Below are 14,106 nucleotides of genomic sequence, written 5' to 3'. Positions count from 1 at the left end.
TATTTTTTCTCCATGAGTCAACTACACAGTGCCTTTACCCTCTTTGTCAGCCTACTGGTGGAGGCAATGCCCTTTTTGATGCTGGGGGTCATTCTATCGAGTGTTTTGTTGGTCTGGGTTGATGAGCGTCAATTGATCCAGCGTTTTCCAAAAAACCCTTTATTGGGTGCTTTTATGGGCAGTTGCATCGGGTTTTTATTTCCGGTGTGTGAATGTGGTAACGTGCCCGTGGCTAGGCGATTTATGCTCCAGGGTCTCCCGACTTCCGTGGCAGTTGGCTTTTTGTTGTCAGCGCCGGCCCTAAATCCCGTGGTAATTTGGTCTACTTGGATCGCCTTCCGGGGCCAGCCAGAAATCGTGCTTTATCGGATGCTGGGTTCCTTGGCGATCGCCACCATCGTCGGTACTGTGTTTAGCATCCAATCTGACCCCAAGGTTCTACTACAACCAAAACTGGCCCAAAGACTCAAGTTTGTTCAATCCGTGAACCAAAACCAAACTGCGGTCGCCAGTGTGAGCCCCCTACTCCAATCGGGGACTTTTTTTCTGGGGGGCCAACAAGCAGCCCCTTTAGAAGCTGTGGCCGCCGCCCAGATGGTGGCAGCGGCTCCGGTGCCAGACCAGCGCTTCCGTGACCGCCTTGATGCTTTGATTACGAATATCACGGTGGAGTTGCGGGAGCTGGGGGCAGTCTTGATTTTTGGCAGTGCGATCGCCGCCCTCATTCAAGTTTTCGTCCCTCGAGAAGTGGTGCTGAGCCTGGGTCAAGGGACCGTTACTTCCATCGTGGCCATGATGTTGCTGGCGGCGATCGTTTCTATCTGTTCCACCGTAGATTCATTTTTCGCCCTGTCTTTTGCTTCCACGTTCACCACGGGTTCCCTGCTGGCTTTTTTGATCTTTGGGCCGATGATCGATATCAAGGCGATCGGCTTGATGCTTTCGATTTTCAAGCCCCGTTTTATCCTTTATCTGTTTCTCCTGGCGGGACAACTCACCTTTCTTTTTGCTCTGGGCTATAGCTATTTCCTGTGAATCTCTAGGGCCTTTAGGAGATGGCAGAAGTCCCGGTTTCCGAGAATCCCCCCGGGGCGTACAATAAAGACCGTCTTCACAGTTTGAGTTCTATGCAGTACCACGCACAAATTTATGTCACGCTCCGTCCCTCTGTGCTCGATCCAGCGGGTGCAGCGGTAGAATCAGGTCTGGGTCAATTGGGCCATGGGGGTGTTTCTGGGGTACGCATTGGCAAGTACATCGAGCTAGATTTGACAGCGGCCGATGAAGCAGAGGCGCAAACAAAAGTTGACCAAATGTGTGATCAGCTATTAACTAATCCAGTCATCGAAAATTACCGTTTTGACCTGACCCCTGTGGCCTAGGTGCTGTTTTTTTTGCTGATGGGTGACCCGGCTGGGGTCCCCCGCTCTATTCCCTCCTGATGTAACTGATCAACTGGTAAGAACACAATGAAATTTGGTGTGATTGTTTTTCCTGGCTCAAACTGCGATCGCGATATGGCGATGGTGACGGAAGGGATTTTTGGGCAACCGACCCGTATGGTCTGGCACCAGGAAACGGATATTTCAGATCTAGATGTGATTGCTGTCCCGGGGGGCTTTAGCTACGGGGATTATCTCCGCTGTGGGGCGATCGCCCGCTTTTCGCCAGTGATGCAGAGTGTGATCGACCATGCCAACCAAGGGAAATATGTCTTGGGGGTTTGTAACGGCTTCCAGGTGTTGACGGAAGTGGGCCTACTGCCGGGGGCATTGGTGCGCAATCGGGACCTACATTTCATTTGCGATCGCCAATTTCTCCGGGTCGAAAATAATGGGCAGGTCTGGACAAGAGGTTATCGCCCCAACCAGGTGATCAATATTCCCATCGCCCATGGGGAAGGCCGCTACCATGCCGACCCAGATACCCTCAAGGCGATCGAAGACCAGGGCCAGGTATTGTTCCGCTATTGTGATGCCCAAGGAAATGTGGACGAGGCCGCTAATCCCAATGGCTCTTTAAACAATATTGCCGGGATTACCAACACCGCTGGGAATGTTTTGGGGATGATGCCCCACCCAGAACGGGCGGCGGATCATAGTCTCGGTTTAGTCGATGGCAAAGGCTTATTTGAGGGGCTCTTGAACCTCGTCACTGCTTAGGATTTGGGCCTGGTTCTCTTGGCCAGGCATTAGGGCGAGGCCCAGGCCAATGAGCAAACAGACCAGACCAATCAAGTTTCGTACAGGGAGAACGATGTCAGATAGCCATTGGGAGAGTGCCAGATCTGCAACCCCGGCTACCCCAAAGAAAACCCCGACCCCCAGGCCAGCCCAATCCTCTTGCATTGTGCTGAAAATATAAGGTAAAGTGCCATTTCTCACGGTACCAAAGGCCCAGGCCCATAAGCACGCCACCACCACATAGCCTGCATCCTGGGGCGGCGCTCCCAGTAGCACTAAGAAAATGACCGTTAACCAACCAAAGGCGATCGCCAACAGGGGATAACGACGCCAGCGCAGTGTGAGCCAGCCCACGGGAATAGCGAGGAGAGCCAGCAGGAGATTTAAACCCATCGCCCCCGTCAGTCCACCGCCTAGGACAATGGTGCCGAAACGTTGTAGCCATTGACTAAGTAACAGGGAGCCGCCCCAGGTGATGGCGATCGCCATGGCGATCGTTTTACTAAAGCCCCCACCAGGGAAAGCATTAGGGGGCGACGATTTTTCTGTCACGGGCGCTGTGGGTTGTTGTGGTAAGCACAGCCCCAGGCAGAAGGATGCTGCCACCAAGGTTACTGATCCTGCCATAAACGCAGGGAGCGGCCCCCAAGCCAGCAGCAAATTTTGAAGCGTTGGCCTCAGCACCCCCATAACGCCGATCACCATCGTCAGCACTGACAGGGCGAGGGGTAACTCCGCTTGGTTGGGGGTACTTTTGAGCAACAGCACATAGATTGGGGCCCGAAAGATCGTCATCGCTAAGGCCCAGGCGATCGCCACCGTCGGTAAAAGCCAGCGCCAGGACAGTTGCCACAGTCCCAAAACGGGTAAACCAATAAAAATCACCGCCGAGAGGATTACCCCCAGGACAATTAAAGGCAACCGACTCCCCAAAAACCGCTGTTGGCGATCGCTCAAAACGCCAAAAATTGGCTCCATCGCCAGGGCCAAAACCACCTCGATCATCAAAATCTGCGCCGTAAAAGCCTCCGAAAAACCCCAACCGCCGAGCAATTGACCAAGATAGGCCCGGTAGACAATCCACATCAATGTAATCGCCACCTGCACGGCGGCGATTGCCATCACCCGTTGCCACAGAATCCCCGTCCGTTGTCGCTCCATAAGTAAACCCGCTTTCCTTGCCAACAAGATTTTTTCACCATAGCGAAGAAATATCACCCTGCATCAAAACCCGCACATCTTGCAATAGAACCTTAGCAATGGTGCTAAAAGTCAATTTGATGGATTGTAAACCATGGAAAAAACGCCTTAAATCAAGGATCAGGGGCGATAAACTTACTCTCTAAATCCCCCATTCCAGAGGCCTTGGGGAGCATTGAAGAGATTTTCCGCGTTACAAAGAAAATAGGTTTACAAATGGGTGGCTGCCAATGGTTAGGGCTCTGTTTGGCGGGGCTGTTGGAAAATACCAAACACATAATCAATCAACACGATCGCCCCAACCGCAAAGATAATATCCCCTTAGATACGGAGCCACACCGCCGTCTACCCCAGGCCAGATAAGCGGCTTGACCCTGCTGGATATTGGCGACGAAGCAGCTCCCTAGGTAAAAGCGCTCAGCATCACCTGAAATACACCAGAGTATTCTTTGAAAATGAGCTGACTTTCACCTGAAATAATTCCTCTAGGAACCAGGAGTCGGCTGGGCTTCAAGGTAGCGTAAAAACGCCAGGAGCTCCTCGTCGGACAGAAGCTGGCGCGATCGCTTGCCATAGGTTTCGAGTAGGTAGGTGCGTCCCTGTTCACTTGACCATCCCAAGCGCTTCAGTTCCACATCACTGCGGGCAATAATTTCCGAAAAATCCAATGCTTCTTCTGGATCTAGCGCTACCGGTGTTGGCGGTAATTCTGGCTCAACTTTTGGTGGCGAATTGATCACCATCGCCTCGATCTGAAGCGGTAATGTTTCTGGCGCTTGGGCCACTGGCGCCGGGTTGGGCACTGGTGCTGTTTTTGTCGCTGGAGTAGCAGCAGTAGCAATCGGTGACGATTCAATAAATGGTGCTGTCATTGTCTTCTCCGGAGCAGGTCTTTCAGGAGGGGGGGCTGCCGCTTGTTTGGGCTTGTCTGAGGACGAAATCATCACCGTGCCCAGCAAATTCAAGGCACGGATTCTTGCTTGATCTTCGGCCTGTTCCACCGAAGGTGCTGCCGCAAGGCCACTGGCCAACTGTCGCCCCTCAAGCTCCACTACCACCCGCACAATAAACTGGCCATGCTCGATCGCCGCCAATTCACTAATCAAGCCTCCCTGGGGATATCGCTGCCGAAAAATCTCTGGTGTCATGGAACCTAAGTAACGAATAACAAACAATGACAAAATTTCATTCAGTGCAATTGTACCCTTTAGTTTCCCCAAGTTAGTAGCATTGAGGCGCAAATCAAGGGGTGGCCGTAGTGGGAATGTCCCCGAGAAGGTACAATATCTAGGAAGCATTGTGAAAAGATAGTCAACATATACGTCTATTGGCTAAGCAAATTAGATTTCACCGTTGCTCTAGCCACGATTGTATCGGACGATCCTCCCATAATCGCATTGCTTTTCTCCCTATTGGGTTTGCTTAGCCACAGGCAGCCCTCCTTCCCCCCTGAAACACGTCTTTTTGGGTCAGTTTCAGAAAAAAAATACCTCACCATCGCCGTTGCCTAAACGTAATGACCTCTTGAGGGTTTGGTGTGGGTGTTTCCTTCCTATCGGTTTATTCAAGCTTTGCGACTGTGTGTTTGTGAACTTGTCAACTCCTGAGGTGCCAAAGGCCTCGTTCCTCCATGGTTTTGCTTCGCTCATGAAGTAAGACGTCCTTGTGGAGAAGACAGTGTTTTGATCAGTCAGCCTTGGAACCCTAGGAATTTGTGGCGTTTTCCACTAGCAAGATAGGCCCGTTGGCTGTTTAGGTTTAGGGACAGCGGCGAACGATGGGTCAGGACTTTACTGCTGGTGGGCTATTGTCGTTTCACTTTATTTTCTAACGAAAAGGATAGTCTTGCATGGATTTTTCAATCGCCACACTGCTGTCTTTCTTTACAGATGACAAATTAGTTGCCGGTAAATTCCTCGAAAAGAAGCTAGAGTGCCATTCTGAGGAAGATGCAGAACAGCTCCAGATTATCCTGGATGCATTGGAGCGGGCTGAGATTTTAGCGAAAGAACGGGGTAAATACCGCCGGGTGCCAGAAACGGATGTGGTGGAGGCAAAGCTACGGTGTTCGAGTAAAGGCTTTTGCTTTGCGATCCAAGATTCTGAGGATGCGGAGGATATCTATATCCGTGAAAGTTATCTTAGTAATGCTTGGAATGGCGATCGCGTGTTAGTAAAAATCGTCAAGGAGGGCAGTCGGCGGCGATCGCCTGAAGGAATAGTACGTCTTATTTTAGAGCGGGCAAATCCCTCGCTCCTGGCACGGGTTGTCCAAAAAGACGAAGGATTCCGGGCAGTGCCCCTCGATGATCGCCTGTTATTTGAACTCGAACTAAAGGATGAAGAAGCGCGGCTCCAGGCAGCATTAGATCATTTAGTCCATGTGTCGGTCGTCCAATATCCGATCGCCCAATATCTCCCCCAGGGGGCCGTGACAAAGGTGCTGGGGAGTGATGCAGAGGCAGCGGCAGATACGGATATTGTGTGCTGTAAGCACGATTTATTGCGGCAATTTCCGGCAGAGGTGCTGGCAGCGGTGAAGGATATTCCCAGCAAGCTCACGAAGACGGTTCTCAAAAAACGGCGTGATTTGCGCGACCAATTAACGGTGACCATCGAAGATGAGCTGCATCTGAGCGCGGGCAATGAAACCTTTATTGAAAATGCCTTTACCCTCCAAAAAACAGAAGCAGGCCAGTGGCAATTAGGGATTCACCTAGCTGATGTGGCAGAGTATGTGCCGGCCCAAGGGGTGCTCGATCGCTGGGCGAAAAAGCATGGTACAGCAGTCTTTTTGGGGCAGATGACGATTCCCCTGTTCCCCTCAGAGCTTCAAGAAAAAATTGAACTACGGCCGGGCAGCGATCGCCTGACGATGTCCATTTTTTTGACCTTCGATGACCAGGGCAATGTCGCAGAATTTGAAATTGCCCCCAGTGTGATCCAGGTTGACCACAGCCTCAGTTACCAAAAAGTGCAGCATCTCCTCAGCAGTGATGAGCCTGCCGATCAAGATCTGGTAGATGTGACGGCCCTCCTCAATGACCTGATTTTCAACCTCAGCCCCTTGATCAAGGCCCAGCGCCTCCAACGGGGGGGCTTCCAGATTTCTTTACCGGAAGTGACCTCTGCCTTTAAAGATGAAGGGCGCTTTGGAACAATGATTGTCTCGCCGACGCTGCCCGTGCGATCGCTCTTAGCTGAGGTGATGATTCTGGCCGGTCGCGCTGTGGCCCAACACATGATCGCCCTGGGATTACCCGCCATTTACTGCTACCAGGCAAAGCCTGATTTTGAAAGTCTTGAAAATTTGATCAAGCTGGGCAACAACCTCAACCTGAAGCTCAAACTCGAATCGGAAGAAGAACTGCTGCCCCACGATTACCAGCACTTTATCCAGGAGTTTAGCCAGACGGACATGACCAAAATCCTGAACTATCTATTGCAAGAAACCCTTGACGTCCCCCGTTATGGCACGCACCCCCATCCGCATTTTGGCCTTGCTTACAATGATGGGTACGCCCGGGTTTGTTGTCCGGGTCAGCGCTATAGCGATCTGGTGATGCAACGGATTCTGAAGCTTGTGTTTTCAGAAGGACGCGATCGCCGCTCCAGCCGTGTCAAAGTAGGGGTTAATCTCGGCAGTAGCACCTGCCATGACCAAGTCAATTGGAATGTTTTGCCTACACCCATCCAGACAGAACTCGAAGAATCCATCGCGGGCTTAATTTTGCAGCTCAATGATCAAGAAAAAATCGCCGATGACGCCGAAAAAGACCTCCAGGGTCTGCAAAAGGCAGAAAAAATGAAGGCCCACACTGGCCATACCTTCCGGGGCTTGATTACCGGGGTGCAGTCCTATGGTTTCTTTGTGGAAATCGAAGATCTATTGGTGGAAGGTCTAGTGCATGTCAGCTCCTTGAAGGACGACTGGTACGAATACCGTGCTCGCCACAGCTGCCTGGTGGGTCGCAAAAATCGCATCGCCTACCGCTTGGGGAATACCGTCGAAGTGGAGGTCAAGAGCGTCGATTATTACCGCCAACAAATCGACCTGGCGATCGCCAAAAACACCAAAACCGAAGATGAGGCGCAGGACCCAGAATCGACTTGGAGTGATTCAGCAGAAGAAGAATAGGGTAGACAGATATTCTCGTCTCACTTTAAGGTCAATCCCACGGGGGAGCTCAAGGCTTCCCCCTTTTTTAAATCTAGGGCATCCACTCCAAGAAAAATCCCACCTTACTTTCCTTCGCCGCGGTGGAATTATGCTTTTGGATTTCCGTAGCTGCGCGCCATTGCCGAGAAAAAGCATAACCAGCACCAAGGGTGGTGACCCCCATTTCTTCTGCTGTTCCGAGGTTGACAAACTGCTGGCTGAGGCTCAGCGTCGAAGCACCGGAACGGGAAAGGCTCAACTGCATTTTTGCCCCCACTTCTAGCCCTGCACGGCGGTAATCTTCTCCCGAAAAGCTTTGGTAACCCAGGGTCGGGGCGATGTTAAAACGGCTGCCGAGGGGCAACAGATAATAGTTGGCGCGGGCGGCGACTTGGGAGCGATCGCCATTAAAACTGGTGTGACCTTCAGCGCTGAGGGTGAGGGGCAACGTTTCTTTGAGAAACAGATCCTCGACCCCAAGGCCCAGCCCCCCCTGTTGACCATTACTCGGAAATTGGACATAGCCCAACCGCCAACGGGTGCGAAAACTTGGCTCGTGGCGGATATTTTGGCGCACATCCGGGATCTCCTGGCTCCAGCGCTGGAGCACCGGACTCTGTTCAAAAATTTCTGGGGATAAATCCAGCTGATCAGGGCTGAGGGGCTGGGCTAGGCTGGGCAGGGGCCAGGCGATCGCCAAAATACTACCCAAAAAACCAAAACACTGTTTCTTTCTCAAAACGTAGGTTCCCCACCGCAGACAAAATTTTTTCCCATCCTAGATCATTCTGCAAACAAATCTAGAGGAAAATGGCCATAAATCCCTTCTATTTCGAATTCGGGAGACTGGAGCGCCACCAGCACTCCCCGGTAGTCCCCCACATATTCATCGAAATAATGGTTCATCGTCTGGGTATTAAATTTTAGATAAATCGGGCGATCGCCCCAGGCGGTGGTGTCGATATTTTCTGGCGCACCATAGCCAAGGCCCTTGAGATATTGCTCTAGGGTCGTCACTGCTTCTGTCACATCATCGGCGCAGATGCCAATATTTTCCCAATCTGCCGCCTGACAAGCCAAACGTAAATTGTGACGGAGGGCTTCTCGCTCTGCTACCGACTCAATAGCAGGGGTGCTTGCACAACTTTTTTCTTTTAAGAGGGCGATCGCCGCCAGCAATTCAGGGGAAATATCCATAGGAATCAATTTCTCAAATAGAGCCGTTTTAGCCTAACAGAATCATTCTGCCTAAATCCATTCTTCGTCTTCATTTGGATCAACCCCACCGGGATCTGTGGCGTCGGGGTCATAGGGAGGCGTTAAAATCCGGTAGTCCGCATCATAAACTGCTTCCGAATCTGCCGCCTTGGGCTGCTGCTTGGGCGCAGGACTTGGTGTCGGGCTGGGCGCAGGGGTCACAGGAGGTGTCGGTCGGGGGCGTTGGGGTTTCGGCTGGGGACGGATTTCTGGCTCAGCTGAGTTGGCTGGCTGGGGCGCCTTTGGTCGGGTCGGCTGGCTAGGGGGAGATTCGATATCCCAGCTTTCTTCATCCTGGGCCTCGAGTTCTTTGTCCGTCCAATCATAGTTAGCGCGACTCCGCTCCCAATCGGAGCGGCCAGTGCGGCGGTCTGGCTCCCGGGAGGGACGCTGCTTGAGGCGTTCGAGGCGGGGATTGGGGCGATCGCCTTTGACACTGGGATTGCCTCCCCGGAGCAACAGTTGCAAAATCAAACTCAACAGTAGTCCAAGTAACACTGCGGCGATTAACCAGATCCCCAGGGGTAAGGCGAGGGGCAATGCCTGGTTAAACAACACTAAACTCAGAGGCTGACTGTTTTGTAGCCAGATGATCCCCAGTCCCCCCAAGAGGGTGATCAAAACCAATAATGGTAATTTTGAACTCATAACACCAGGGGCGATCGCCTAGGGCGCGTCCGTGGTATTGGTGGTAGGAGACGTCTCCGTCCGGCCTAAATTTTCATCCACCTGGGCCAAAAGATCCTGTAGCACCTGTTCTTCTGGGTAAAGCTCTACCAATCGGGCCAGATGGGGGCGAGCCCCTTCTAAATCTCCCAGGGCTAGGCGCACCTGTACCAGTCCCTGCAACGCATTTACGTTATCTGGTTCCCGTTCTAGGACAGCAACCAAGCCCGCTTCCTGTTCCTTTAACTGGGCTTCCTGGTCAACTTGCCCGATCTCGGTTGTTGCCGACTGGTTCATACTTTCGACAATGCCCCCAATCACAGGCACCATCGCCGTAGCAGCAAAGGAACCAGCACCGATGAAAAGGATGATTTTCTGCCAAAACTTTTGTTTCTTTTGCTTCGTAGCCGCAGTTTGATCGGGAGGAAGAGACATGGCGAGGTTGGGTGACTGAAAAAATCTTACCTATTCTAGCCCATGGCCATGGAAGTTCTGGAAAATGGGATTTAATGGGAGCAGTGCCCCTTTGACGAGCCTTGTCCATGCCTGAATCTCAGTCTCCCGGCCCACTGTTGGCTTACTTTACTGCCTTTTTTTATATCCTCTTTAGCCTCATTCCTGATAGCCACAGCATGATGGTGGCTTGGTCTTGGGTTTTCGTTTGGCAGGTCGGTTTATTTTGTCCACTGCTTTGGTTTTTGGTGCAACTGTGGGACAACCGCCGGATTTATCTCCTGGGAAATGGCTTTGATCTGGTACTGAGTTTTACCTTGGTTAGTCTTTTTGTTTCAACTTTGGGGGCAGCATTTCCGCAACAGGCCCGCTGGCAGGCTTGGGCCGCTTTGGGTTTTCTGGCGGCCCTTTATCCCATTAGTGGCTGGCTCAAGGGGACAAAGGATCGTTACTGGTTATTTTTGGGCCAGGGCTATTTGAGTTTGGCTTTTGTGACGTTCAGTTTGGCCCTGTGGCTGAGTCGTACTTTTCTTCCAGAGATTGAGCGGCTCCAGGATTTGGGCGTTGAAGATGCCTGGGGGGAATTTGATTTTTCTTTGCTAGAGCTACGAAATTGGGCTCCCTTGGGTCACCAAAATTATGTGGCAGGTTATCTTATTCTGTGTTTGCCAACGTTGCTGGGGTTAGCGCTACTCCATCGGGATTGGCGGCGTTGGTTGTGGGCGACAGGGGTTTTCATCGGGGCGATCGATCTTTATACCACCAGTTCCCGGGGCGGTTGGCTCGGCTTAGCGATCGCCTCCGGGGTGGCCTTTGGATTCGCCTGGGGGTTCAGTCAGATCCGCAAATTTTATCTGGGGCTGGCGGGGTTACTCACGGTGGGAGTGCTCGCGATTTTTGTCCTGGCCAATGACCGACTGTACAACTTGGTTTTACCTCTGCTGCGGGGGGAATTTGAAGAATTAAATTATCGCTGGGTCAATGCTCAGGTGGGTTGGGCTATGGGTCTAGAGCATTGGTGGACGGGGGCAGGTTTGGGGAATGTGCCGCTTTTGTATCAGCAATATCGACCGATCACTGCCGGACGTTTATCGGAGTTTATTTACCAGCTCCACAGCACTCCGGTGCAGCTCTGGGCCGAAATGGGCCTCTGGGGTTTGGTGTTGTTTTTTGGGGTGCCGATTTTCCTGGGGGCAGTTCTCTGGCGGCAACGAAGAGTTGTCAAGATTATGGCAAGGGAAGACCGCATCCTACTGGGCAGCATCTACGTTGGCTTAAGCGGTTACTGGGCTCTTAGTTGGACAGATTATCAACTGGACAATGTGGCCATCAGTGGCATGATTGTTATTCTGCTAGCTTTATTGGCGGCGATCGCCCGGCAAGATCAACCCCAAAATTCTATTCCCCAAACACCCAATCCAGAAAAATTATTGGGAAAACCCCGTCTAGTTGCCCTTGGTTTGTTGGGACTTTATGGTGTTATGGCTATTTGGTTAACCCCAGTTCACGCCGCTTGGGAAAAATCCAGCACTGGATTTTTAGCCCTTGAGCAAGATATTCCTGACTATGATCGCTTTGTGGACAATCTCGGTGCTGCCCAGGCATTAGTTCCTTGGGAGTCTTATTATGCTTACCAGTTGGGGGCAAACCTAGGAGAATTGGCCCTTCAGACGACGGATTTAGAGCGGCGACAGCAATACCTCCAAGAGGCGATCGCCTGGTTTAACCAGGGAAATTTGGCGGCCCCTCACCAAGAATTTGGCCGCAGTAATCTCGCTTGGCTCCATCTGGCAAATAATGATGGCGCGGCCGCAGCGGTAGAATTTTCCGAGGCAGCCCGCCTGGTTCCCGCGAAACGGGGTGTTTTTTACGGTTTAGGCTTGAGCCTTTTGGCCCAGGAAAAAACAGATTTAGCCCTGGAGGCGATCGCCCTCGAAATTCTCCGGGATCCGATGTTTATTACCAGCCCTATCTGGCGTTCTGGGGGCTTGGGGGAGCTCTATCCAGCGGTGTTGGAACGGGTGATGGGTCATTACGAAACGCTCCTGACTACCTACCCTGAAAATGCCCTCCTACACCGTTGTCGGGGCGGCATCGCCTGGTGGATTGGGGATTTTGAGCGTGCAGAAGCAGAATTTCGCCAATATTTTGACCCCACTGCCTTGGGTTTACTCCCTGGGAAAGAGGATTTAGGACAAGGTACGGCGATCGCCCTCCTGCAGAGGATCTGGGATCAACCCGAGGAGCGTTTAACCCTGCTTGACCAAGCTTGGGCACAAGTTTCTCCCCAACAGCCCCTATCGGCTAGTCAGCGCCAAGAATTCCTGAGCTCCCTGGCCAATGCTCCAGATTTTGCCACCTGGATTCGTGCCTTGGCCCCTGAGGTGCAATATCGCCGCTTCCGGGCCGGATTTAACGTAAACAGTCGCCACATTGATGGTCCTAATCCCACTGACTTTTGGACAGTGAGCGAAAACCTGGCAATTAATACTTGGTTCGGTGAATTTTTTCCCACCATCACCTATGACCCAAGCTTTGATCGCCAGTTGCAACCCCTCCGGGAAGCGTTGATAGGGGCGATCGCCCCTTAAAAATTGAGCCAAGCACTCAGACCAGCGGGCAAAGGTAGAAAAATAAGCGCCACAAAAACCAAGGTCAACATTCCCAACAGATCGCGGCGATTGTCTAGATCCGTCACATCGTTGAGGGCAGGTTGATTGGCAATCGGCATCAGGAGCGCAAAAATGGCAAGGAACACAAAATTGGGCTGCACAAAGGCGATCGCAATCATAAAAATTCGTGTTACCTGGGCGATGATGCCCGCTGTTCGTTGACCAAAAACCGCGTGGGTTATCAAGCCCCCGTCCAATTGGCCAATGGGTAACAGCTGTAGCCCCCCTAACATCAACGCCACGTAGCCAGCGATCGCCACCGGGTGCAAATTTACTGCCATTTCTGGAGTAAAGTCACTGCCCAGGGCTAAACGACTCATCAGCCCCAACAGGAGAGAAAACCTGGGGTCAAATTCATTAAATGTCAAGAGGGTTGTCTCCTCTGGCATCGGCACCACCTGGGAGAGCCCCAAACCAATCCAAAGGCAAGGTAGGGTCAAAAGCATGCCAATCCAGGAGCCCGCCGCCGCAAAATCAAAGAGCGCTTGGCGGTGAGGAATAGGGGTTTTGCGCTGGGTATAGGCCCCTAGAGTGCCGATAAAGAAAGGAATAGGGACGAAGTAGGGCAAGGTCGTTTTGATTTTGTAATAGAGCGCTGCCCCATAGTGACCCAACTCATGGAGCCCTAAAATTCCTACCAGCAAAAGGCCGTAGGGTAATCCTTGCCAGAGCATCCGGGGATCTTGTTGGATCGCTTCAGGCGCGATCCCCTGTAACTCTAGGCCCATTACTGTGGTGGTAAACAGGGAGATTAAGACAAGGGCGATCGCCAAATCAGGCCGCGTCAGGGGTTCTTCTTTTCCCTGGTTTTGCTTATCCGTTTGCCAATAGTTGGGCACAAGGGCAAAAAAGGGTTGCCCCCGCAAGCTTTCTTGAAAAACTACAATAAAGCGATCGCCAAAAAGCTTTTCAATATTGTCCCGAATCGTTTGGTAAGCCTCCTGGGGCACTGCCCGGAGCTTGCCCCGACAAAGAATCGCCTGGGGATGGTAGTCGATGGTCTGGAGATAATACATTCCCCAGGGAAAACAGCCCCGCAGCGCCTCTTCTTCTTGGGTACTGATCGGCCGGAGTTTGGTCGCATCCGCCTCTTTGGCCACAGAAGAAGACTGTTCTAGGGTTTCTAGGTTGGGGGGCTGGGGCGGTGTCGCCTCTTTTGGCCCAGGCACTTCGCCAGATTTTGGTTTGCCCCAATCCAACAGGCTCCAATACATCACCGGAGAAACCACCAAAAGAGGCAACATCACAATCAGAGGCATCGGTTGCGTCGCCCCAAACACTAAAATCCAAACCAACCAGGCGGAAGCTGGCAGCATCATCACCAGCCATAACAACCCCAGTGGTGCTTTATTTTCTGGCGGAACCGTGCGACGGATGAGGACATAGGTGATCACCCCCATAATCAAGAACAGCAACCAAACTTCCATGAACTTCGACTTAAAACCTTGCTAAAAAAATAAATGGAACAATAGACCGAATTTTGGCCCCGGATTTACGGCGATCGCACCATGGCCAA

Annotated in this window: 12 protein-coding genes; 5 read left to right on the top strand and 7 right to left on the bottom strand. The window is 52.0% G+C overall.

Going from position 1 to position 14,106, the window contains the following annotated elements; all coding sequences use genetic code 11:
- Positions 1–12: 12 nt before the first annotated feature.
- From ACZ45B_RS10475 to purQ, 3 genes are all read left to right on the top strand, one after another.
- A complete protein-coding gene (locus tag ACZ45B_RS10475; RefSeq protein WP_024546132.1) occupies positions 13–1,035 on the top strand; it encodes a permease in 1,023 nt (340 codons plus the stop codon).
- Positions 1,036–1,127: 92 nt separating this feature from the next.
- Entirely contained in the window at positions 1,128–1,382 is a 255-nt protein-coding gene (gene purS / locus ACZ45B_RS10470; RefSeq protein WP_024546133.1) for a phosphoribosylformylglycinamidine synthase subunit PurS, read from the top strand.
- Between the two features lie 87 nt (positions 1,383–1,469).
- The gene (gene purQ / locus ACZ45B_RS10465) at positions 1,470–2,162 is read left to right on the top strand and encodes a phosphoribosylformylglycinamidine synthase subunit PurQ (protein ID WP_024546134.1); all 693 of its coding nucleotides are present in this window, start codon (positions 1,470–1,472) and stop codon (positions 2,160–2,162) included.
- Here the strand turns inward: purQ and ACZ45B_RS10460 are convergent.
- Both ACZ45B_RS10460 and ACZ45B_RS10455 read right to left on the bottom strand, forming a co-directional pair.
- Entirely contained in the window at positions 2,127–3,344 is a 1,218-nt protein-coding gene (locus ACZ45B_RS10460) for an MFS transporter (protein ID WP_024546135.1), read from the bottom strand. The two genes, purQ and ACZ45B_RS10460, sit on opposite strands and share 36 nt — an antisense overlap.
- A gap of 524 nt (positions 3,345–3,868) precedes the next feature.
- Entirely contained in the window at positions 3,869–4,531 is a 663-nt protein-coding gene (locus ACZ45B_RS10455) for a hypothetical protein (RefSeq protein ID WP_024546136.1), read from the bottom strand.
- 701 nt (positions 4,532–5,232) lie between these two features.
- Between ACZ45B_RS10455 and ACZ45B_RS10450 the strand changes: the two genes are divergently transcribed.
- Entirely contained in the window at positions 5,233–7,521 is a 2,289-nt protein-coding gene (locus ACZ45B_RS10450) for a ribonuclease R family protein (RefSeq protein WP_024546138.1), read from the top strand.
- Between the two features lie 73 nt (positions 7,522–7,594).
- On the opposite strand, the gene ACZ45B_RS10445 is transcribed toward ACZ45B_RS10450, so the two are convergent.
- The 4 genes from ACZ45B_RS10445 to ACZ45B_RS10430 are packed head-to-tail and all read right to left on the bottom strand — an operon-like array spanning position 7,595 to position 9,900.
- Complete coding sequence (locus ACZ45B_RS10445; RefSeq protein WP_051352939.1) at positions 7,595–8,281, bottom strand: hypothetical protein; 687 nt, start codon at positions 8,279–8,281, stop codon at positions 7,595–7,597.
- 44 nt (positions 8,282–8,325) lie between these two features.
- Entirely contained in the window at positions 8,326–8,739 is a 414-nt protein-coding gene (locus tag ACZ45B_RS10440; protein WP_024546140.1) for a DUF1824 family protein, read from the bottom strand.
- 51 nt (positions 8,740–8,790) lie between these two features.
- On the bottom strand, positions 8,791–9,447 hold the full coding sequence (locus ACZ45B_RS10435) for a hypothetical protein (protein WP_024546141.1): 657 nt from the start codon (positions 9,445–9,447) through the stop codon (positions 8,791–8,793).
- 18 nt (positions 9,448–9,465) lie between these two features.
- On the bottom strand, positions 9,466–9,900 hold the full coding sequence (locus ACZ45B_RS10430; protein ID WP_024546142.1) for a tetratricopeptide repeat protein: 435 nt from the start codon (positions 9,898–9,900) through the stop codon (positions 9,466–9,468).
- Positions 9,901–10,007: 107 nt separating this feature from the next.
- Between ACZ45B_RS10430 and ACZ45B_RS10425 the strand changes: the two genes are divergently transcribed.
- Positions 10,008–12,509 carry an O-antigen ligase family protein gene (locus ACZ45B_RS10425; protein WP_024546143.1) on the top strand — a complete coding sequence of 834 codons (2,502 nt, stop codon included), beginning with the start codon at positions 10,008–10,010 and terminating at the stop codon, positions 12,507–12,509.
- On the opposite strand, the gene ACZ45B_RS10420 is transcribed toward ACZ45B_RS10425, so the two are convergent.
- Complete coding sequence (locus ACZ45B_RS10420; protein WP_024546144.1) at positions 12,506–14,017, bottom strand: site-2 protease family protein; 1,512 nt, start codon at positions 14,015–14,017, stop codon at positions 12,506–12,508. The two genes, ACZ45B_RS10425 and ACZ45B_RS10420, sit on opposite strands and share 4 nt — an antisense overlap.
- Positions 14,018–14,106 lie beyond the last annotated feature (89 nt).

This window comes from Picosynechococcus sp. NKBG15041c (assembly GCF_055380235.1).
Note: the sequence above shows the minus strand (reverse complement) of the source record. Positions and strands in the feature narration are given on the sequence as shown.

What these genes read in the sequence shown, in the direction of transcription:
- ACZ45B_RS10460 (WP_024546135.1), bottom strand. Translation starts at nt 3,344, where the DNA reads ATGGAGCGACAACGGACGGGGATTCTGTGGCAACGGGTGATGGCAATC.
- ACZ45B_RS10430 (WP_024546142.1), bottom strand. Translation starts at nt 9,900, where the DNA reads ATGTCTCTTCCTCCCGATCAAACTGCGGCTACGAAGCAAAAGAAACAA.
- ACZ45B_RS10435 (WP_024546141.1), bottom strand. Translation starts at nt 9,447, where the DNA reads ATGAGTTCAAAATTACCATTATTGGTTTTGATCACCCTCTTGGGGGGA.
- ACZ45B_RS10455 (WP_024546136.1), bottom strand. Translation starts at nt 4,531, where the DNA reads ATGACACCAGAGATTTTTCGGCAGCGATATCCCCAGGGAGGCTTGATT.
- ACZ45B_RS10440 (WP_024546140.1), bottom strand. Translation starts at nt 8,739, where the DNA reads ATGGATATTTCCCCTGAATTGCTGGCGGCGATCGCCCTCTTAAAAGAA.
- purQ (WP_024546134.1), top strand. Translation starts at nt 1,470, where the DNA reads ATGAAATTTGGTGTGATTGTTTTTCCTGGCTCAAACTGCGATCGCGAT.
- ACZ45B_RS10425 (WP_024546143.1), top strand. Translation starts at nt 10,008, where the DNA reads ATGCCTGAATCTCAGTCTCCCGGCCCACTGTTGGCTTACTTTACTGCC.
- purS (WP_024546133.1), top strand. Translation starts at nt 1,128, where the DNA reads ATGCAGTACCACGCACAAATTTATGTCACGCTCCGTCCCTCTGTGCTC.
- ACZ45B_RS10450 (WP_024546138.1), top strand. Translation starts at nt 5,233, where the DNA reads ATGGATTTTTCAATCGCCACACTGCTGTCTTTCTTTACAGATGACAAA.
- ACZ45B_RS10475 (WP_024546132.1), top strand. Translation starts at nt 13, where the DNA reads ATGAGTCAACTACACAGTGCCTTTACCCTCTTTGTCAGCCTACTGGTG.
- ACZ45B_RS10420 (WP_024546144.1), bottom strand. Translation starts at nt 14,017, where the DNA reads ATGGAAGTTTGGTTGCTGTTCTTGATTATGGGGGTGATCACCTATGTC.